The following is a 20300-nucleotide window of genomic DNA, read 5'->3' as shown; positions in this document are numbered from 1 at the left end:
CGTCGCGCCGAACCGGGTTGCGGGCGGGGCGGGCGAGGCGTTCCCTGGGAGGGCAGGACGGTGAGCGCACCGTCGGCCGACGACGGCCGGACGGGGCGCCCGTGCCGCGGCTCGAGCAGAGGTCCGCGGTCCGCCGTCCGTCGAGGAAGGACACCCATGTCGAACTCGGGACCGCTGACATGGCTGGGGCGCCAGATCGGGCGCGGGCTGACCGACCTGCCGCGGAACATCGGCTGGGCCGTCGACACCGCGGCCAAGAGACCGGTCGAGGCGGCCGGGGACGGCCTCCGCGCCGTCGGCAGACGTGCGGCGACCACCGTGGCCGACGTCAACCCGTTCACCGACGGGGCCGGCAGCCGGCTGGACCGTGTGGACGCCGCGATGGAGCGGGCGCACGAGCTCGAGGCCCGGGCCCACGAGGAGGCGCAGCAGGCCAAGGAGGCCGCGGACGCCGTCGAGGAGGCCCGGCACGCCGGCGAGCGGGCGGTCGACGAGGCGCGTGACGACGCCGAGCGCGAGGTGGCCGACGTCACCGCCGAGGCCCGGCGCGAGGCCGACGAGTACGTCGCGGCGAAGCAGGCCCGCGCCGAGGAGATCACGGGGCGCCGGGTCGCGTCGGTCGAGGACGACGTCGGGCGACGCGTGGACGAGCTGCGGGACCAGGCCGACAAGGCGCGCGTCCAGGCCGAGCGCGCCATCGAACGAGCCCGTGAGCAGATGCGGCAGGCGCGCGAGCTCGCCGAGGAGGCCGCGACGGCGGCCCGGCAGGCGGCGGACGAGGCTGCGGAGCGCGCGCGGCAGCTGGCCGACGACGCGGACCAGGACGCCCGTGAGGCCCGCCGCCGCGTCGAGGAGGCCGAGAGCCGCCAGGACGCGGTGGCCGCACAGGGCCGTGACCTGGGTGCCGACGCGGACACCGACCCGCTCGACCTGGAGGATATGACCAAGGCACAGCTCCTCGCGCTCGCGACGGAGATGGGCCTCGGGCTCAACCGGTCGGCGCGCAAGCAGGACATCGTGATCGCCATCCGCCGCAGCACACCGCAGGACAAGCGAAGGAGGGCGTCATGATCGGCCCGTTCCGGAAGAAGACGGTCGCCACCCGGATCGGCGAGGCGTTCGGCCGTCGCCCCCGGCACCCCGGCACGGCCGTGCGGTCAGGACTGGTCGCGCTCGGCACCGCGGCGGGCGTGGTGGCCGCCAGCGCCGCCGCCTCCGCGATCCGCGAACGTCGGCAGGAGGGCGACCAGGGTGATCAGGCGTAGGACGCTGGGTCGCGCGCTGTTCTTCGGGCTCGGCTACGTGGCGGGCACACGGGCGGGCCGGGAGCGGTACGCGCAGATCGAGGCCGGGTTCAGGTCGGTGGTGTCGGCGCTGCGGGACCGCTCCGCGGGGAGCGACGGCACCGCGTCGACGCAGGGGTCGGGCCGGGGGACCGCCGACCCGTACGCCGACATCACGCTCGGCAGGTCGTGAGCCGGGCGATGCTCGTCGAGATCCGGCTGCTGGCCCGGCTGCTGCGCGTCCCGCTGCTGCGGGTCGAGGGCTTCGTGGCCGTGCGCGACCTGCCGGACGGCGTCGCCGTCGGCGGCCCGCCCGACCGCACCGTGCTGGCGCGGGGCCCGGGCCGGGTCGGCACGTACGGCCGCGACCTGGCGGTCGCCGAGGCGATCATGGCGGAGCTGGGGCGGTCGTCGGGGCTCACAGCACCGCGATGAGCACCCCGCCCGCCGCGCCGACCAGGACGACGCCCCATGGCGGCATGCGCCACGCCGTGAGCAGGACGAAGCAGGTGAGCGCCAGGCCGAACGAGGCGCCGTCGGTCACCGCCGAGACGAACACGGGGTCGTAGAGGGCGGCCGCGAGGACGCCGACGACGGCGGCGTTCGCGCCGCGCAGGGCGGCCTGCGCGGTGGGTCGGGTCCGGACGACGTCCCAGAAGGGCAGGACCCCGACGAGCACGAGCATCCCGGGCAGGAACACCGCCACCAGGGCGGCCGCCGCGCCCAGCAGCACCGAACCCGGCACGGCCAGCGCGCCCAGGTACGCGGCGAACGCGAACAGCGGACCCGGCAGCGCCTGCGCGGCGCCGTACCCGGTGAGGAACTCCTCCGCGGTCACCCAGCCGCCGCCCACCGCCTCGGCCTCCAGCAGCGGCAGCACCACGTGCCCGCCGCCGAACACGAGCGCCCCCGCCCGGTACACGCCGTCGACGACGTCGAGCAGGCGGCTGCCGGTGGCGGCCGCCGCGACCGGCAGCGCCACCAGCAGGCCGACGAACAGCGCGAGCGCGACGGCGCCCGTGCGGCGCGAGACCGGGGTGCGCAGGTCGGCGGGCGGTGCCGCGTCGGCGGTGCGGCACCACACCAGACCGGCGAGGACGCCCAGCACGACGGCGCCCACCTGGGCGACCGGCCCGTCCGTCAGGAGCACCACCAGGGCGGCGACCACCGCGATCGTCGCGCGCCGCGCATCGGGGGCCAGCGTGCGCGCCATCCCCTGCACGGCATGGGCGACCACGGCCACCGCCACCACCTTGAGGCCGGTGACGAGCCCCGCGCCCACGGTCGTGCCGAACGCCGGGGCGCCCAGGGCGAACGCCACCATGAGCAGCGCGGACGGCAGCGTGAACGCCGTCCACGCCGCCAGCGCGCCGCCCCACCCCGCCCGCGTCAGGCCCAGGGCGAACCCGACCTGGCTCGACGCCGGCCCCGGCAGGAACTGGCCCAGCGCCACCAGCTCGCCGTACGCGCGGTCGTCGACCCAGCGCCGTCGGGCCACCAGGTCGTCGCGGAAGTACCCGAGGTGCGCGACCGGGCCGCCGAACGACGTCACCCCCAGCCGGAGGAAGGCGCGGAGCACCTCGCCGGGCGTGCCCGGTCGGGCGGGGGTCGCATCGTCCATCGTGGCCTCCGTGTCGCGGTCGGCACCGACCCTAGCGGGCGTCGTCGCCGGAGCCGCTCGGTCAGGCCGGGGACCACCGCGGGTCGCGGCCGGTGCGGGCGACGACCCGTTGCAGGCGGGACGCGTCGTCGGGCGCGCGGACCGCCGGACCGAACGGGTCGTCGCCGAACAGCTCGAAGAACCGGTCCACGTGGTCGAGCCGGTCGTCGTCCACGACGATCTCCTGCCCGGTGGCCCGGGCCAGGTCCCAGCCGTGCACCGTCAGCTCCTCGACGGCGACGACGGCGTTGTCCCGTGCCGCCATGGGCACGCCGCCGGCCGTCACCCGGCCCTCCCAGGCGGACGGTTCGCGCCAGGCGCACGCCAGCGCGTCGAGCTGCACGGGGACGGCGGCGCGCCAGCCGTCGACGAGCGTGGTCGGTGGGCGCGCCGGTGCCTTGCGGGCGTTGGCGGTGAACACGGCGGCGAGCTGATGGACGTGGGCGAGCAGCTCGGCGACCGACCACTCGGCGCACGGCGTGGGCAGGTCGAGCTGGTCGTCGCGGACGCCGGTGACGAGCCGGAGCATCTCGTGGGTCGCAGGGGAGAGGTCGAACATGGGCCCTCCGGGGAGTCGTGGGTTCTCCCAGGTGGACCGCCCGCCCGTGCCGTGCTCATCGCTGTGCGGGCAATCAGTATGTGAGACAACCTGACAAACCCCTTCCGGCGAAGGGCCGCCGCTGCCACGATCGCAGCACGCCGTCCGACGACGGGCGGCCCGTCGAAGGTGAGGAAGCATGAACAAGAAGCTCCTGAGCGGCCTGGTCGGCCTGGTCCTGGCGCTCGGCGCCGTCGTCACCCCTGTCGGCGCGGCGAACGCCGCACCCGGCTTCACGTGCCCGTCGGGCCGGGTCGTGTCCTTCAGCTCGGCCAAGCCGTTCTCGGTGCGCGTCTACTTCACGTCCAACCCGGGCACGGTCTACTCCTCGTTCAGGTCGGGCTCGACCTACAAGGTGATCACCGGACGCCAGAGCATCGGCGAGTGGCACGTCGTCACCGCGTCGGCCACGGTCACGCCCGGCTGCACGGCCTGACGACGGACGACCGGGACGCCGTCGGGCACGTCCCGACGGCGTCCCCGGCGCGGTCAGGCCAACGGGACCCCTGTCAGCTCCTCCGTGACCGTCCACAGGCGGGCCGCATCCTCGACGTCGTGCAGCGGAGCCCACGGCTTCTGCTCGCCCGCACGACCGCCCAGGTGCCCGATCCCCTGCGGTCCGTAGAACCGGCCGTCCGCGTCCGGGGCGGTGGCGGCCAGCACCGCGGGCAGGGCCGCGGTCGCGGGGGTCCCCACGACCAGCCCGCGGGCGGAGAGCCACCGGATGACCCGGACCTCACGGGTGTCCTGCGCGCGGTCCACCTCGGGGCGGGCGGCGAGCAGGCTCGTCGGGGCCACGCCGGGGTGGGACACGGCACTGGTGATCCCCCAGCCCGCGGCCCGGCTGCGCCGGGACAGCTCCAGCCCGAACAACGCGCAGGCGAGCTTCGACTGCCCGTACACCCGCATGCCGTCGTACGAGCGCTCCGCGTCCAGGTCGTCCCAGTCGATCGTCGCGCGCCGTGCCGCGATGCTCGTCTGCGACACGACGCGTGCCCGGCCGGCCCGCAGCAGCGGGAGCAGGTGGGCGGTGAGCGCGGCGTGCCCGAGGTGGTTCGTGCCCAGCTGGAGCTCGTACCCGTCGGCCGTGGTCTGCCGGGTCGGCGGTGTCATGACGCCCGCGTTGTTGACGAGCAGGTGGATCGGCGCGCCGTCCGCCACGAGCTTGCCGCCGAGGGCGGCGACCGACGCCAGCGACGAGAGGTCGAGGTCGTGCAGCACGAGCTCGGCGTCCGGGGTACGCCCACGGATCAGCTCGGCGGCGTGCGCTCCCTTGGCCTGGTTGCGCACGGGCATCAGCACCTCGGCCCCGGCGGCGGCGAGCCGCGCGGCGATCTCGAGCCCGACGCCGTCGCTCGCGCCGGTGACCAACGCCCTCCGTCCCGCCAGGCCGGGGATCTCGACGTCGTGCTGCCGGGGTGCCATCTGGTCGCTCCTGTCGTCGTGGCCGGGTCGCCGGCACGGCGCCCGGGTCCACCGTCTCGCACCCGCGCCCCCTGATCCAGGGCCTGACGATCCGTGGCTGACACCTCGCCGAGCGTCTCTGAAGGTCGGGAGTCAGGCCGGGAGTCGCGACGTTCAGAGACGCTCGGCGGGGGTGGACGGCCGTCCGGAGACCGCCCGACGACCCGGGACACCCGTCCCTGGTGCCCGGGACGCCGCCCGGCGCAGATTCCTCCCAGCACCACGGCACCGGCCGTGGCCGAACCGGAAGGAACCACCGTGCACACCACACCCGCCACCGCACCGGCCCCGCCCACCCGCACCCCCCGCCCGCGCACGCCCCGCGCCTGGGCGTGGACCGGCGTCGCCGCCGGTGCGCTCGCCATGGCCGGCATCCAGGCGTCCATGGCCGTCGGCGTCAACTGGGAGGCCGTCGCCGGGGACCCGGACGCCATCGTCGCCGACCTCGGTACCCGCACCACCGAGCTCCTCGTCTTCCACACCGCCACGATCGCCGCAGCGCTGCTCGTGCTCGTCTTCGCCGCCGGGCTCAAGCGCCGCCTCGACGCGCAGGCGCCGGCCGGGTCGCTCGTCCCGACGATCGCCGGGTGGGGGCTCGTGCTCGTCTCCGTCGCGGGACTGCTCGGCACCGGGCTGGACACGCAGTTCATCTTCGGCTTCGCCGAGCCCGACCTGCTCGTCGCGTCGTCCGGCGCCTTCTACAGCGACTGGGTCGCGACCATCCCCTGGCTGTGGGTCGGCGCGGGTGTGACCGGCGTCGCCCTCGGCGTCGCCGCGCTCAAGCACGGTGCCGCCCCGACGTGGATCGGGATCGTCGGCCTCGTCCTCGGCGGCATCACGCTGCTCGCGGGCGTGTCCCCGCTGCAGTACCTCGCCGGGTTCACCGGACCGCTCTGGCTGCTGGTCACCGCGCTCGGCTTCGCCCTCGGCGACCGCCGCTGACGCCGGTGGGTGAACTTCGCGACGACGACCTGGCCCGGGCCTGGTCACGGCCCTACCGTGGGACCGTGGCCGAGCCCGGGCCCGGCCGCGCCGGGCTGCCTCGCACCGCGTGGACCGTGGCCGGGATCGCGTGGGCCCTCGGGGTGTCCGCGATCGTGCTGCAGCTCGCCTCCGGCGTCACGATGCTGCTCGGCGACCTGCTGTTCGTCGTCGTCGACGCGACCGTGGCGATCGTCTACGGCACCGTCGCCGGCGTGATCCTCGCCCGGCGGCCGCACGTCGTCGGCTGGCTCGTGGCGCTCGCCGCGCTCGGCGGCGGGATCGCCGCGCTGGGCGGCGCCTGGCGGAGCTTCGCGTCCTCCCGGCCCGGCCTGCCGCCGCTGGACACCCTCACCGCCGCGTACGGCTGGGCCTGGGTCCCGGGCACGATCGGTCTGTTCGTCCTCGTGCCGTGGTTCGTCAGGTCGGGACGTCCCGGAATCGGCGGCTGGTGCGGCGTCGCCGGCGGGGTCGCCGTCATCGCGGCCTTCTTCCTCGCTCCGCCCGACGACCCGCGCCCCGCGATCCTCGCCGTCGTCGTCATGGGGCTCGTCACCGCGGCCGCCACGGCCTGGCGCTGGCGCCGCGGCCCCGTCGCCGACCGCCGCGGTCTCGGGCTGCTGGCGCTCGGCGTCGCCCTCATGGCGCTGTCGTTCCTGCCGCTGCTCGCCACCTGGGCATCGACGCAGGTCACCTACCTGCTGCCCCTCACCCACCTCGCCTGCCAGGCGCTGTTCCCCGCCGCGATCCTCGTGTGCGTCCTGCGCAACCGGTTGTGGGGCATCGACCTCGTCCTGTCCCGCGCGACCGTCGCCGCGATGCTCGCCCTCGGCCTGGCCCTCGTCTACGCGGTGGTCGTCGTGGTCGCCACCACGGTCGTCGACGGTCCCGCGGCGCAGGTGGTCGCCGCCGTCGGGGTCGCGGTCGCCGTCCAGCCGCTGCACGCGTGGCTGCGCGGCCGTGTGCGCACCCTCGTCTACGGCGACGGTCGTGACCCGGGGCGGGCGGCGATCAGCCTCGGGCAGCACCTCGCCTCGGCCGCCGACGCCGACGAGCTCGTCACGGCGCTCGCGGCAGGTGTGCGGGAGGCGCTGCGGCTCGACTCCGTGACGGTCGAGCGGTTCGACGCGGCCCCCGCCCCGGACGCGACGACGCCCGCTGCGGTGCGCGACGACGTGCGCGACGTGGTGCACGGCGGCCGGCTCCTCGGCCGGGTTCACGTCGCCCCGCGGGCGGGGGAGCGGCTGGACCGCCGCACCCAGGACGCCCTCGACCAGCTCCTGCCCGTGCTCGGCGCGGGACTCGCGCTCGCGCAGACCGCGCGCGACCTCGAGGTCGCGCGGGACGCCACCACCCGGGCCCGCCTCGCCGAGCGGCGGGTGATCCGCCGCGAGCTGCACGACGGCATCGGCCCGTGGCTGAGCGGCCTGCGGCTCGGGCTGCAGGGGGCGCGCAACGTCGTCGCCGCCGACCCGGTCGCCGCCGCGCAGGTGCTCGACGCGCTCGGCGAGGAGGTGGGGCAGCGCATGGAGGACGTGCGCGCGCTGTCGCGCAGCCTGCTCCCGCCGGCGCTGGACGACCTCGGCCTGGAGGCCGCCCTCGGCGAGCTCGCGGGACGGCAGGCGCTCGGCGGGTTCGTCGTCGACCTGCGGTGCGACCCGTTCGTCGGGCTCGACCCGCGGGTCGCGGCCGCCGCGTACGCCATCGCGAGCGAGTCGGTGGTCAACGCCGCCCGGCACTCCGGCGTCGGCGAGTGCCGCCTCACGGTCGAGGCGCACGCCGACGTGCTCCATCTGACCTGCACCGACGCCGGGCGTGGTCTCGGCGACGACGCCACCGCGGGCGTGGGCTCGCGGTCCATGCGGGAGCGGGCCGCCGAGCTCGGCGGGACGCTCGCCGTCGACGTCGTCCACCCCGGGGAGCCGCGGCCCGGGACGCGCGTGCACGCCGTGCTGCCGCTCGTGCCCGGCGGCGTGACGCTCGCCGCGCCCGGAGCGGCGCGGTGACGGCGGTGCGGGTCGTCGTCGTGGACGACCACCCCGTGTTCCGGCTCGGCATGGTCGCGCTGCTCGGGTCGCTCGCCGGGATCGACGTCGTCGGGGAGGCGGCGTCCGTCGCCGCGGCACGCGCCCTCCTCGGCCTCGACGGGGACCGTGGCGTGGACGTCGACGTCGTCCTGGCGGACCTCGACCTCGGCGACGGCTCCGGCGTCGACCTCACCCGTGACCTCTCCCGCAGCCGGCCCGACGTGCGCGTGCTGGTGGTGTCCATGCACGAGACCGACGACGCGGTGGTGGCCGCCGTCCGTGCCGGAGCGCGCGGCTACCTCGTGAAGTCCGCGTCGCCCGAGGAGGTGGAGCGGGCCGTCCTCGCCGTCGCGGGGGGCGCCATGATCCTGTCGCCCACCGTCGCCGAGCGCGCCATGGCGTACGTCGTCGGCGGCCGCGCGAGCGCCCGCGTCCCGTTCCCGCAGCTCACCGACCGGGAGCGGGAGGTGCTCGACCTCGTCGCCGCCGGCCTCGACAACACCGCCATCTCCCGGCGGCTCGCGCTCAGCCCCAAGACCGTCCGCAACGTCGTCGCGAACGTGCTCACCAAGCTCGCCCTCCGCGACCGCTCCGCCGCCATCGTCCGGGCCCGGGAGGAAGGGCTGGGCGGCTGAACCCTGGCGGGTCAGCCGGTCGCGGCGGGCGGACGGTCCTGGCGGACGAGCGACCGGGCCAGGCCGACGGCGGCGTCCAGGGTGTCCAGACCCGTCGGCCTGGTGGCGAGCGCCCCCTCGTGGACGATCAGCAGCCGGGTCGCGAGCGCGCCCGGATCGGGCGACCCCGCGGCGGCCGCCAGGTCGGTCAGCAGGTCCAGCAGCCACGCCTTCTGACCCACGGCGACGCCGTGCCCGGGATGCTCAGGGTCGGGGAGCTCGGCGAGCGCGTTGACGAACCCGCAACCGCGGGTGCTCGCCGCGGTCCACTCCCGCAGCGCCTCGAACGGCGCGAGGAGGGCGTCGACGGGATCGGTGGCCGCGGCCACGGCGTCGAGGACGTCGGTGCGCCAGCGGGTCGCGCGGGCGGTGAGGCACGCAGCCACGAGCCGGTCCTTCGACCCGAACCGGTTGTAGAGGGTCCGCTTGGTGACGCCGGACCGCTCGGCGACGAGGTCGACGCCGACGGCGGTGATGCCGCGCTCGTGGAAGAGCGCCTCGGCCGTCTCGACGATGCGGCGGGCGGCGGGGGAGAGGGCGGGCTCCGGTGCCATGGCGGGTCCTTCGCCGATCGGGTTACGGTGGGGCGGAAGTTCACCGATCAGTATACCGAGGAGTGATCTCTCGTGAGCAGCACCATGCAGGCCGTCCGCTTCGCCCACCACGGCGGCCCCGAGGTCCTGGAGCTCGTGGAGGTGGCCGTCCCCGCACCGGCGGCCGGTGACGTGCTCGTCCGGGTCGACGCGGTCGCGCTCAACAACACCGACCTGTGGACGCGTGAAGGCTCCTACGGGTTGCCGGGCGAGCCGGAGGCGCTCGCCGGCTGGCGCGGACCGCTCGACCTGCCGCGCATCCAGGGGGCCGACGTCGCCGGACGCGTCGACGCCGTCGGCGCAGGCGTCGACGCGCACCTGGTGGGCCGACGCGTCGTCGTCGACCCCGCGGACTACGACGGTGACGGGCCGGCCGCCCATCCCGTCGGGCTCCTCGGCAGCGAGCGCGACGGGGGCTACGCCGAGTACGTCACCGCTCCCGCCGACCAGGTGCACGACATGGAGTCCTCACCGCTCACCGACGACCAGCTCGCCGCCCTCCCGACGGCCTACGGGACCGCGCTGGGGATGATCGAGCGCGGGGACCTCGCCGAGGGGGAGACCGTCCTCGTGACCGGGGCGTCGGGCGGCGTCGGGCTGGCGGCCGTGCAGCTCGCCCACGCCCGTGGTGCGCGGGTGCTCGCCGTGAGCAGCGGGTCCAAGCTCGACGACGTCCGCGCGGCCGGGGCGGACGTCGTGCTCGACCGCGGTGCCGACCTCGCCGCCCAGGTCCGGGAATCGGCCCCCGACGGCGTCGACGTCGTGCTCGACGTCGTCGCCGGAGACCTGCTCGCCGACGGGCTCCCGCTCCTGGCCGAGGGCGGGCGCTGGGTGGTCGCGGGCGCCCTCGGCGGGTACGAGGTGGCGTTCGACGTCCGTCGCCTCTACCTGCACAACCTCCGGCTCGTCGGCTCGTCGATGCACACCCGGGACCACTTCGCGCTCCTGATGGACCTCGCGCGAGAAGGCGCCGTCCGACCGGTCGTCGCCGCGACCTACCCGCTCGACGCCGCCGCGCGCGCCCAGGAGGACCTGGCGCGGCGCACCCACGTGGGCAAGCTCGTCCTGCACCCCTGAGGGTCCACCCTCAGGACTGCTCGGGCTCGACCAGGAGGTCGACCGTGACCAGCGTGAAGCCCTCCTTGCGCAGGTCGCGGACCAGCTTCCCGACGGCGTCGACCGTCGTCGGGTGGATGTCGTGCAGCAGGACGTTGCTGCCGTCCTCGACGCGGGCCATCACGTCGTCGTGCACCTGCTCGGCGTCGCGGGTGCGCCAGTCGTCGGAGTCGAGGGACCACAGGACGGTGTCGAGGCCGCTGCGCAGGGAGATGCCGCGCACCCGGTCGTCGACGTCGCCGTACGGCGGGCGCACGAGGTAGGGCCGGAATCCCGTGGCGTCGACGATCGCGTCGGTGGTGCTGCGCAGCTCCTCGCGGACCTCGGCGTCGTCGAGCGTCGTGAGCTGCGGGTGGTTCCACGAGTGGTTCGCCACGAGGTGACCGGCGTCGACGACGGCGCGCGCGATCTCGGGGTTGCGCTCGACGTTGGCGCCCACCAGGAAGAACGTCGCGGGAGCCTTCCTGCGCTCCAGGACCCGCAGCAGCCGCCGCGTGTCCGCGACGGGGCCGTCGTCGAAGGTCAGGGCGACGCACCGGTCCACCGTGCAGTCGACGCCGTCGGCCTGCGCGGCCGCGCGCCGGGCCGTGACGACCCGGTCGATCCGGTCCGTCCACAGGGCCTCGGTGGTGTCCAGCAGGGTGTCGCGCAGCTCGACGGCGGCCTCCGCGTCGACGGCGTCCGGCCCGGCGTCGAGGATCGTGCCGGCCGCGGTCACGGCCTCCACCAGCTCCTGCTCCGTCGCGGCGTCGACGGACTCGCCGGTCAGGTCGGTCAGGGCGTCCCGGGCGTCGGTCACGGCAGGGCCCAGGGCGTCGTACGCCCACTGCCTCCGGGCCTCGACGACCGCTTCCGTGGCGTCGGTGACCGCGGCGGCCGAGGCGTCCAGGTCGTCCGGGCTCGGGTCGGACGCCTCCACGACCTCCGCCTCGACCGCGGGCAGCGTCTGCGACCGCAACGGGTTCGGGCGGCTCACCGCCGCCACCACGCTCGTGTGCACCGGGTACGTGACCGGCGTGTCCCGCAGCGTCTCGGCATGGTCCAGCGCCTGCACGAGGGACCGGCGGACGTCGTCGTCGGCGACCTGGTCCTCGCTCGCCGCGAGCACCGGGACGCCCGCGTCGATCGCCGCCGTCAGGTCGTCGTGGCCCGCCGTGTAGGCCGCCTCCGCCGCGGCGCGCGACCCCTGGGCCTCCGCCGCCTGCGCGGCGACGTCCGCCTCGTACCGAGCGACCGTGTCCTCCCAGGCCCGGTGCTCCAGGACTCCCGCCACCACGACCACCGCCGCGAGCAGCACCACGACCAGCGCGACGACCCACCACCGCCGGTGGCGAGGCGTCGGCGTCGTGCCCGGGGTGCTCATCCTCCGATCCTGCGGTGTCGTGGGCGCCGCGTCGAACGCGTGCCGCTCCTGCGGGCCGGGATCCGGCCGACGTGAATCGGTTTTCACCCGCCCGGGTGGACAGGCCCGGCATTCCGGTGGGAACCGGGCCGCCGCCGACCCGGACGTCCTGGGCGGCGCCGGGACGGGCTCGGGGCGGCGGCTATGCTGTGCCGCGCAGATTGCTCTACAGGAGGACCGGACGATGCGGACAGCCATCCACAGGCTGACACGGCGATGGGCGCCGCGACGCGTCGCACGGGCCCTCGGCGGGGGTGAGGATCCGCCCCGTCCGTCCGACTGGTGCGTCACGGGCCTCGATGCGCGTCGCCGGGCGGTGCGGCTCGACGTCCGGCTCCCGGCCTCCCGGGACTTCGGCGAGGGGCGTCTGGTGCTGGTCGACCGGTCCGCGGCCGACGAGCTCGTCGTACGGATGACGATCGCCGACGACGTGGCGTCCGCCGAGCTCTCCGCCGCCGCCCTCACCCTGCTCGGTGCCGAGGTGCTGGACCTGTGGGTCGAGGTGATGCCCGAGGAGGGTGGTCCCGTCCGGCGCCGGGTCGCCGTGGACCGCGAAGGGTGGGACACCGAGCTCGCGGCGGTGTCCACGGCGGAGGCGCGCTGGTACCGCACCGTGAACGGCCGGCTGAGCGTGGCGGTGGCAGGCGCCGGCGTCGGGGTCGACGGAGGTCCGTCGGTGGCCCGTCTCGCCGACGCGCCCGGCGCCGTCGAGCTCGCGCTCCGGCTCGGTGACGTGGTCGGCGACGAGCTCTCTCTGACGTTCCGCGGGCGCACGAGCGGTCTCGCCGTCGAGATCCCCGTGCCGGAGTCCCTCGACGTCGAGGTCGCCCACCCGGAGGTCTTCCCGCTCGGTCGGCAGCTCGGCGACCTCTTCCTCTCCACCCCGGCACCCGGGGGTGCCGTCCTGCGGCGCCGGCTGCGTGTCGACACCGACCTCGACCCGGCCCGCGCGTCGCACGGTCTGTGGCGCTGGTCGGCCGACGCGGCAGGACGCCTGAGCGTCCGCCGCGCCACCCCCGCCGAGACCATCGCGGACTCCGGGATCTTCGACGAGGAGTTCTACCGGCGGCAGGTGCCCGGGCTGCCGGCCACCGTGGACGCCGTCGAGCACTACGTGGCTCGCGGCGCGGCCGACGGGCTGGACCCGTCGCCGATGTTCGACACCCGGTACTACCGCCGGGCCTACCCGGACGCCCGCCGGGTCAACCCGCTGGCCCACTACTGCGACTTCGGCTGGCGGGAGCTGCGGAACCCGTCCCCGCAGTTCGACACGTGGTGGTACTGGTCCAAGCACCTCGACCCGGCCGTCGAGGACGTGAACCCGCTGGCCCACCATGCCGCGTCGGGCGGTGCCGCCGGGCTGTCGACGAGGCCGTCCCGCACGCCCTCGCGCGAGCTCGGCCCGGGCTACCGGCTGCCCACGGACCGGCCGGTGCGCCGGGTGTGCCTGTTCGCGGCGTACGACGTGGACGGGATCGTCGACGACTACGTGGTGGACTACGTGCGCGAGCTGTCGCGGTTCGCGGACGTGTACTACCTGGCGGACTCCGTGATGGCGGCGTCGGAGCTGGCGAAGCTCGAGGGTGTCACGAAGGGTGCCTGGGCGCAGCGGCACGGCGAGTACGACTTCGGGTCGTACCGCCGGCTGGCGGAGCGGGTGGGCTGGGACGTCCTGGAGACCTACGACGAGCTCCTGCTGGTCAACGACAGCTGCTACCTGCTGCGGCCGCTGGACGAGGTCTTCGCCCGCATGGACGCCCGTGCCTGCGACTGGTGGGGGCTGCAGGCGACCAAGGGTCTGGCGCGCACCCGGACGGCAGCGGAGCGGTTGTTCCGCGCACCGATCCCGATGGACTCCGTCCGGTACTCGATGATCGACCGGTTCGAGGACGACGACACGTACGACTTCCACGTCGCGTCCTACTTCCTCGCGTACCGCACGCCCGTGCTCCGCGACCCCGAGTTCCGCCGCTACCTGGGCTCGGTGACGGCGCAGCGCAGCAAGATCGCGATCATCCAGAAGTACGAGATCGGGCTCACCCGCTGGCTGGTCCATCACGGCCACGCCTTCGACACGTTCGTGACGAGCCTCTACCCGTTCCACCCGATCTTCTCGCGGTGGCACTTCACGCTCCTGGACGAGGGCTTCCCGCTGCTCAAGCGGTTCTTCCTCACCGAGAACCACTACTACGTCCCCCGGCTCAAGGACTGGACCGACCGCGTCCTCGCCGTCGCGCCGGACGCCCCCGTGGCCACGTTCGAACGCAACCTCCGGCGGATCACCGACCCGCAGAAGCTCCGCGCGAGCCTGTGGATCGGCACCGAGGAGGGCGTGGAGGACCCACCCGTCCCGGAGCAGCGGCTCACCCCGTCGGAGTTCGTGGTCGCCGACCGGTTGAGCCCCAAGCACGCCGACTGGTGGGCCTTCCCCGTCTGCGCCTTCACGGAGAACTTCTCCGGCAACGAGCGTGCCGTCTTCGAGCAGGTGAAGGACGACCCGGCGATCCGCAAGATCGTGCTCACCCGGGGCAAGGAGATCGTGGTCGACGGCGTGAACGTCGACGTCGTGCCGCTGGAGAGCCCCGAGGGGCAGCACCTGCTGATGCGCTCGGGCGTCATCCTCGTCAAGCACAGCGTGGCGAGGAACGCGGTGCACCCGGTGTCGGCCGAGCTGCACAACATCATCCAGGTGTGGCACGGCGTGCCCTTCAAGCGCATCGCCTACGCCTCCGAGGACTTCAAGCACATGCTCGACGCCGTGGCGGCGGAGCAGTCGCAGTACCGCGCCGTGATCGCGTCCTCCCGGATCGACTCCTTCGCGATGGCGGCGTCGTTCTTCCCGTTGACGCACGGACAGGTGTGGACCACGGGCCTGCCGCGCAACGACTTCGTCCTGCAGGACGAGCAGGAGCTCGCCCCCGACCTGTCGGCGGAGCTGCACAGGCTGCGCGCTCTCCTGGCCGGCCGCCGGCTCGTGCTGTTCATGCCGACGTTCCGCAACGCCCAGGCCGAGGCGTACTACCGGTTCGAGCCCTCCGAGCTGGAGTGGCTGGGCCGCTGGCTGGAGGAGAACAACTGCGTCCTCGGGCTGCGGGAGCACATGGCCGACTCGGCCCGCGTCTACGGCACGCAGCTCGCCGGCCTCCCCGTGCTGGACCTGTCGGACGCGCACTTCGTGCACCCCGAGCTCCTCTACCGGGCGGCGGACCTGCTGATCACGGACTACTCGAGCGCCTTCATCGACTACATGCTCACCGGCAAGCCCGCGGTGAGCTTCGCGTTCGACCTCGAGTCGTACGAGATCGAGCGTGGGGGCTACTACGACCTGGACCAGGTCTTCCCCGGGCCGATCGCGAGGGACTTCGGCGAGCTGCGCGAGGCCCTCGAGGACGTCTTCGACAGGGAGGCCGACCCGACCTACGCCCTGAAGCGGAAGCTGCTGCACGACCACGTCGACGCGGACAGCTCCGCGCGCGTCGTCGAGCGGATCCGTGACCTGGGGCAGCAGAGCGGGCTCGGCACGTGGTCCGGCGAGCGGGTGGCGTGACGTGCCCGGACGAGAGACCGCCCTGGCGGGCGGCGAGAACGATCAGGTGGACGGGACGGCGCGCGTGCAGGGGTTCCAGGAGAAGGACGTGGCGGCGGCGTCGGCGACCGGCGACGGGGCGGGCACCGACGGCGGCGTCTGGCAGGCGGTCGGTCTCACCGCCGACGACGCCACCTGGCGGGTCACCGTCGCGGGCCCCGGCCCGGACGCCCCGGGCCGGGTCGGCGTCGTCCTGGCCGGTCGGTCCAGCGGAGCGCGGCTCGCGCTCCCCGTGGAGGCGGGCGACGACACGCTGGTCGCCGAGGTCCGGCGCCAGGACCTTGCCGTCTTCGGGCCGGAGGTCGTGGACCTCTGGGTGCACGACGACGCGGGCGAGGGGGTGCGTCGTCGGGTGTCGTGCGCGGAGCTCGGCACCGGGCCGTTGGACGGCGCCGGGACCGACGGGGCCACCTGGTACGCCACCAAGCACGGCAACCTCAGCGTCCGTCTCGCACCGCCGGTCGGCTCCTCGCGACTGCGCCCGACCCTGACGGGTGCACGTTTCGTCGACGGCGTGTGGCGCCTGCTCGTCGACGGTGCCGGCGTCCGGCGCGGTGCGCGGCTCGTCGCCCGGGGCCGCGAGCGGACGAAGATCGCTGTGAGCGTCCCGCTCCGCTCCGGCTCCCCGGGCTGGGAGGCCGAGGTCACGACGGAGCAGCTGCGCGCCTTCGGGGGCGAGGTCGTCGACCTGTTCGTCGCGGACGAGGGTGAGACGGGCGACGCCGTCCGCGTGGCCGCCGACGACGTCCCCGTGGCGGTGACGAGCGCGGACTCCCGCACGCCGTACGCGACCCGCAAGAACATGGCGAGCCTGCGGCGCAAGACGGCGGCCGAGGTGATCCGGGACGCCGGGGCGTTCGACGACGCGCACTACCGCGCCCAGGGCCCGGACCTGGCGCCGGACGAGGACCCGGTGGACCACTACGTCCGCGTCGGGGCCGCGCAGGGCCTCGACCCGTCCACCATGTTCGACACCACGTACTACTGGCGCGCGAACCCTGACGTCCGTGCCGTCAACCCGTTCGCCCACTACTGCGAGTTCGGCTGGAAGGAGCTGCGCAACCCGTCGCCCCAGTTCGACACCTGGTGGTACTGGTCGAAGCACCTCACGCTGCCGGACGAGAGCGTCGCTCCCCTCACGCATTACGAGCAGGTCGGCAGGTCGGCGAACCTGTCGACCCGCCCCGAGCGTTTCCCCTCGCGGCGGTTCGGCACCGGGCAGGTGCTCCCGACGGACCGGGCGGTGCGCCGGGTGTGCCTGTTCGCGGCGTACGACGTGGACGGGATCGTCGACGACTACGTGGTGGACTACGTGCGCGAGCTGTCGCGGTTCGCGGACGTGTACTACCTGGCGGACTCGGCGATGGCGGCGTCGGAGCTGGCGAAGCTCGAGGGTGTGACGAAGGGTGCCTGGGCGCAGCGGCACGGCGAGTACGACTTCGGGTCGTACCGTCGGCTGGCGGAGCGGGTGGGCTGGGACGTCCTGGAGACCTACGACGAGCTCCTGCTGGTCAACGACAGCTGCTACCTGCTGCGGCCGCTGGACGAGGTCTTCGCGCGCATGGACGCCCGCCCCGCGGACTGGTGGGGCCTGCAGGCGTCCACCCGCAAGCACGCCTCGTGGGACCCGCACCGCGCGCCGATCTCCCGCGCCGCCCTCGACGTGCTGGTCGACCGGGTGGAGCCGAAGCAGATCGACCACGTCCACGTGTCGTCCTTCTTCATGGCGTTCCGTGCGCCGGTCGTCCGCGACCCGGAGTTCCGCCGCTACCTGGGCACCGTCGTCGGGCAGCCTGTCAGGTCGAACCTGTTCCTCCGGTACGAGATCGGCCTCAGCCGCTGGCTCGTGACCCACGGTCACCGGTTCGACACCTTCGTGGGCGACGTCTACCCGTACGATCCCGCCGGCAACGGCTGGTACTTCCGCCTCCTGGACCAGGGTTTCCCGCTGCTCAAGCGGCAGCTGCTCGCCACCAACCCGTTCCGTGTCAAGGATCTGGGCACCTGGAAGCAGCGCATCCTGGCGAAGGTGCCCGACGCCCAGGTCGACCTGTTCGAGCGGAACCTCCGACGCGTCGTCGACCCGGCGGCGCTGCGAGCCACGGTCGACGACGTCTCCGCGGTCACGGACCGCACCGAGCCCGAGACCCCGGCCGACCTGCTGACCGACGACGAGTTCCGCGTCGCGGACCGGCGCACCGTCCGACGGCCGGAGCTCTGGGTCTTCCCCGTCGACCCGACGACGCAGGAGCTGACGGGCAACGTCCGGGCGGTCTTCGAACAGGTCCGGCAGGAACCGACGATCCGCAAGGTCGTCCTGCGCCGTGACACGCCGATCGACCTCGACGGAGCGAACGTCGAGGTCGTCGCCCTCGCGAGCCCCGCCGGCCAGGAACGGCTCCTGCAGGCGGGCACGGTGCTCGTCGACGTCGACCTGCGGTCCGAGGTCCTCTACCCGGTCTCCGGGGAGTTCCACAACATCGTCCGGCTGGGCTCCTCCGGGCGGGACAAGCGCCTCGAGGTCGCCGACGGTGAGAACCCGGCGGACGACGCCCGCTACCGCGCGCTCCTCAGCTCGTCCAAGGTGGAGACCCTCGCACTGACCGCCGCGTCCTACCCCATGACGTTCCACCAGGTGTGGAACACCGGGTCGCCGCGGACCGACTTCATCCTGGGTGACGAGCCGAGCCTGCCCGCCGACCTGGCGGCCGAGCTCGCCGACCTCCGGGCGACCCTGGCGGGCCGTCGACTGCTGCTCCTGGTGACGGACGACGACCTCGAGCGCGACCACGGTCTCTCGTCCGAGGAGCGGGCACGGCTCGGGGAGTGGTTCGTGCAGCACGGGTGCGTGCTCGGGATCCGGTCCCGGCGACTGCCCGGCAGCCTGCCGGCGTCCTCCCCCGAGGGCATCCCGTTCCTCGACCTGTCCGGGGTGACGCACCCGGAGGTGCTGTACCGGGAGGCGACGGCGCTGCTCACCGACGTGTCGGGCTCGTTCGTCGACTTCCTCGTCACCGGTCGACCCGTGCTGACCTTCGTCCCGGACGTCGCACCGGTCTCCCGACGCCGCGTCGCCGACCTGGAGGACGTGTTCCCCGGCGCGGTGACCCGGACCTTCGACGAGCTGTGGGCGGCCCTGGACGGGCTGCTCACCGCACAGCCCGACGCCACGTACACGTTCAAGCGGCGCCTGTTCCACGACCACCTCGACGGTGCGAGCGCGGCGCGGGCGGTCGAGAAGATCCGCGACCTCACGGAGGTCTACGGCGTCGGGAAGCCGTTCGGCGAGCGGATGGCCTGACCGCCGGCCCGCCCGCGCCCGGCACGGCTCAGCGGACCAGCCCGGACTCGTAGGCCGTGATGACGAGCTGGACGCGGTCGCGGCAGCCGAGCTTGCGCAGCACCTCGGAGACGTGCGACTTCACCGTCTGCTCGCCGATGAACAGGGCGGCGGCGACCTCCGCGTTGGACAGGCCGCGCGCGACGGCGAGCAGCACGTCCGTCTCGCGCGCGGTCAGGGTGTCGAGCGCGGCACGTCGAGCCGCTGGGGGTCCGGGTCCTCGACCCGTGGGCAACCCGCTGACGACGGACCGCCCGGCGCCTCGAGGGCGCCGGGCGGTCCGTGGTGCGAACCGGTCAGAGACCGGCCTGGGCGAGACCCTTCTGCCAGTCGGCGAGGTCGTCGATCTTGTCGTGCAGGACGTCGCCGGCGTCGCCGCGCACGAGGGCGTCGGCGAGCACCGCGGACGTGCGGAGCACGAGGACGGCCTTCCACGGCTTGTCGGCGTCGGCGAGCTGCTCGGCCTTGTCGAGCTGCTTGCCGATGACCTTCGCGGCGGCGCGGTCGCGGCCGTGGCCGTCGCCGAGGTCGTCGACGAGGCCGTCGACCTCGGACCAGGTGACGCAGTTGCCGCCGCCGCTGACCTTCCCGGCGGTCCACTCGACACCGCGCAGCACGGAGGTGAGGAAGGTCGGGTCGGTCCAGGACTCCTCGACGTGGCCGGCGCCCTGGTACCAGGAGCGGCCGCCCTCGAAGTTCTGGCACCAGGCGATCGGGTGGTCCTCGCCCATGGTGCCGCCGGTGTAGGTGGACTCGTCGAGGGTCATGAGGACGTGGACGTTCTCGCGCGGGTTGAGCGTGTAGTTGTACCACTCGTCCCAGCGCTCCCAGACGAGCGGGACGCCCTCCATGGACGGGTGGGCGGGGCTCTCCACGCGCATGGTGGCGGTCTGCTGCTGCGGGTGGCCGGAGAACCGGGCGCCGCCGCCGACGAGGTCGGTGTACCAGGGGGAGGTGTGCATCGTGTCGGTCGCGGCGTGCAGGCCGACGACGCCACCGCCGTCGTGCACGTACCCCTGGAGCGCCGCGAGCTCGGCGTCGTCGAGGAGCCGCGGGGTGGCCGGGTTGAGGCTGTTGGTGTTGTCCACGGGGGAGACGAACACGATCGAGGAGTACTGGGACAGGTTCTCGGTGCTGGTGAACGGGGTGGAGGGCAGGGTGAGGTCGGGCTGTCCGGGGGAGCCGCTGCCCCACCAGCCGGCGGAGCTGTTCGGCGGGTCCCAGACGTCCACGGTGAACCCGTTGTCCTGGCCGAGGCCGATGAGGGCCTCGGTGACCTCGTCGATGTGCGAGTGGCGGAACCCGAGGGTCTCGCCGACGACGAGGATCTCGTAGTCGTCCTTGTCGCCGTGGCCGCCGTGGCCGCCGTGGCCGCCGTGGGCGGTGGCGGGCACGGCGCCCAGGGCGGTGACCCCGAGGACGACGGCGGTGGTGGCGGTGGCCGCGGCGAGGCGACGGCCGGTGTGTCGAGTGCTCATGACGCTCCCTTGCGCATGTGGCGGTAGCCGGTGTGGCACGACTCACTTTAAGCGCGTCGGGGTCAGATGTCAGCACCTGCCCAGCGATCTTTTGTTTT

18 protein-coding genes are annotated in these 20300 nt (G+C 74.3%); 11 read left to right on the top strand and 7 right to left on the bottom strand.

Going from position 1 to position 20300, the window contains the following annotated elements; translation table 11 throughout:
- Window positions 1-156: 156 nt before the first annotated feature.
- Genes I598_RS17665 through I598_RS11810 form a run of 4 tightly spaced genes read left to right on the top strand, consistent with a single transcriptional unit; the run spans window position 157 to window position 1718 of the window.
- Window positions 157-1071 (top strand): Rho termination factor N-terminal domain-containing protein, encoded by a 915-nt coding sequence (locus tag I598_RS17665; protein ID WP_068203132.1) that lies wholly within the window; start codon window positions 157-159, stop codon window positions 1069-1071.
- Window positions 1068-1265 (top strand): hypothetical protein, encoded by a 198-nt coding sequence (locus tag I598_RS11820; RefSeq protein WP_068203131.1) that lies wholly within the window; start codon window positions 1068-1070, stop codon window positions 1263-1265. Before I598_RS17665 ends, I598_RS11820 begins: the two co-directional genes overlap by 4 nt.
- The gene (locus I598_RS11815; protein ID WP_068203130.1) at window positions 1252-1476 is read left to right on the top strand and encodes a hypothetical protein; all 225 of its coding nucleotides are present in this window, start codon (window positions 1252-1254) and stop codon (window positions 1474-1476) included. Before I598_RS11820 ends, I598_RS11815 begins: the two co-directional genes overlap by 14 nt.
- Window positions 1473-1718 carry a hypothetical protein gene (locus I598_RS11810; protein WP_157557223.1) on the top strand — a complete coding sequence of 82 codons (246 nt, stop codon included), beginning with the start codon at window positions 1473-1475 and terminating at the stop codon, window positions 1716-1718. Before I598_RS11815 ends, I598_RS11810 begins: the two co-directional genes overlap by 4 nt.
- Here the strand turns inward: I598_RS11810 and chrA are convergent.
- The gene (gene chrA, locus I598_RS11805; protein ID WP_068203128.1) at window positions 1702-2904 is read right to left on the bottom strand and encodes a chromate efflux transporter; all 1203 of its coding nucleotides are present in this window, start codon (window positions 2902-2904) and stop codon (window positions 1702-1704) included. The two genes, I598_RS11810 and chrA, sit on opposite strands and share 17 nt — an antisense overlap.
- A 61-nt stretch (window positions 2905-2965) precedes the next feature.
- Window positions 2966-3502, bottom strand: a complete 537-nt coding sequence (locus I598_RS11800; protein WP_068203127.1) for a TIGR03086 family metal-binding protein — start codon at window positions 3500-3502, stop codon at window positions 2966-2968.
- A 178-nt stretch (window positions 3503-3680) separates the two neighbouring features.
- Here I598_RS11800 and I598_RS11795 point away from each other — a divergent pair, with 178 nt between their 5' ends.
- Window positions 3681-3977, top strand: a complete 297-nt coding sequence (locus tag I598_RS11795; RefSeq protein ID WP_068203126.1) for a hypothetical protein — start codon at window positions 3681-3683, stop codon at window positions 3975-3977.
- A 53-nt stretch (window positions 3978-4030) separates the two neighbouring features.
- Here I598_RS11795 and I598_RS11790 read toward each other — a convergent pair whose 3' ends face one another.
- Window positions 4031-4966: an SDR family oxidoreductase gene (locus I598_RS11790; RefSeq protein ID WP_068203125.1), complete on the bottom strand. Its 936-nt coding sequence runs from the start codon at window positions 4964-4966 to the stop codon at window positions 4031-4033.
- Window positions 4967-5263: 297 nt separating this feature from the next.
- Between I598_RS11790 and I598_RS11785 the strand changes: the two genes are divergently transcribed.
- The 3 genes from I598_RS11785 to I598_RS11775 all read left to right on the top strand — a co-directional run bounded on the left by I598_RS11785 (window position 5264) and on the right by I598_RS11775 (window position 8648).
- Window positions 5264-5947, top strand: coding sequence for a hypothetical protein (locus I598_RS11785; protein ID WP_068203124.1), 684 nt, complete (start codon window positions 5264-5266; stop codon window positions 5945-5947).
- Window positions 5948-6012: 65 nt separating this feature from the next.
- Window positions 6013-7992, top strand: coding sequence for a sensor histidine kinase (locus I598_RS11780; RefSeq protein WP_068203123.1), 1980 nt, complete (start codon window positions 6013-6015; stop codon window positions 7990-7992).
- On the top strand, window positions 7989-8648 hold the full coding sequence (locus tag I598_RS11775) for a response regulator (protein ID WP_068203122.1): 660 nt from the start codon (window positions 7989-7991) through the stop codon (window positions 8646-8648). The genes I598_RS11780 and I598_RS11775 overlap by 4 nt, the downstream gene beginning before the upstream one ends.
- Window positions 8649-8659: 11 nt before the next feature.
- Here the strand turns inward: I598_RS11775 and I598_RS11770 are convergent, their stop codons facing one another.
- Window positions 8660-9241 (bottom strand): TetR/AcrR family transcriptional regulator, encoded by a 582-nt coding sequence (locus I598_RS11770; RefSeq protein WP_068203121.1) that lies wholly within the window; start codon window positions 9239-9241, stop codon window positions 8660-8662.
- 72 nt (window positions 9242-9313) lie between these two features.
- Between I598_RS11770 and I598_RS11765 the strand changes: the two genes are divergently transcribed.
- A complete protein-coding gene (locus I598_RS11765) occupies window positions 9314-10357 on the top strand; it encodes a zinc-binding dehydrogenase (RefSeq protein ID WP_232314142.1) in 1044 nt (347 codons plus the stop codon).
- A gap of 10 nt (window positions 10358-10367) precedes the next feature.
- On the opposite strand, the gene I598_RS17430 is transcribed toward I598_RS11765, so the two are convergent.
- Entirely contained in the window at window positions 10368-11759 is a 1392-nt protein-coding gene (locus tag I598_RS17430; protein ID WP_083973224.1) for a polysaccharide deacetylase family protein, read from the bottom strand.
- A gap of 409 nt (window positions 11760-12168) precedes the next feature.
- Between I598_RS17430 and I598_RS11755 the strand changes: the two genes are divergently transcribed.
- Entirely contained in the window at window positions 12169-15345 is a 3177-nt protein-coding gene (locus I598_RS11755) for a CDP-glycerol glycerophosphotransferase family protein (RefSeq protein ID WP_157557222.1), read from the top strand.
- Between the two features lies 1 nt (window position 15346).
- A complete protein-coding gene (locus tag I598_RS11750; RefSeq protein ID WP_068203119.1) occupies window positions 15347-18685 on the top strand; it encodes a rhamnan synthesis F family protein in 3339 nt (1112 codons plus the stop codon).
- A 28-nt stretch (window positions 18686-18713) separates the two neighbouring features.
- Here I598_RS11750 and I598_RS18095 read toward each other — a convergent pair whose 3' ends face one another.
- Together I598_RS18095 and I598_RS18090 are read right to left on the bottom strand one after the other, a co-directional pair.
- Window positions 18714-18881, bottom strand: coding sequence for a response regulator transcription factor (locus I598_RS18095; protein ID WP_418268494.1), 168 nt, complete (start codon window positions 18879-18881; stop codon window positions 18714-18716).
- Window positions 18882-19020: 139 nt separating this feature from the next.
- Window positions 19021-20202 (bottom strand): ThuA domain-containing protein, encoded by a 1182-nt coding sequence (locus tag I598_RS18090; RefSeq protein ID WP_068203118.1) that lies wholly within the window; start codon window positions 20200-20202, stop codon window positions 19021-19023.
- Between the last annotated feature and the right edge of the window lie 98 nt (window positions 20203-20300).

Source organism: Isoptericola dokdonensis DS-3, from assembly GCF_001636295.1.
Lineage (GTDB): Bacteria > Actinomycetota > Actinomycetes > Actinomycetales > Cellulomonadaceae > Isoptericola > Isoptericola dokdonensis.
The sequence above is the reverse complement of the archived record's forward strand: the minus strand, read 5'-3'. Positions and strand labels throughout refer to the sequence as shown.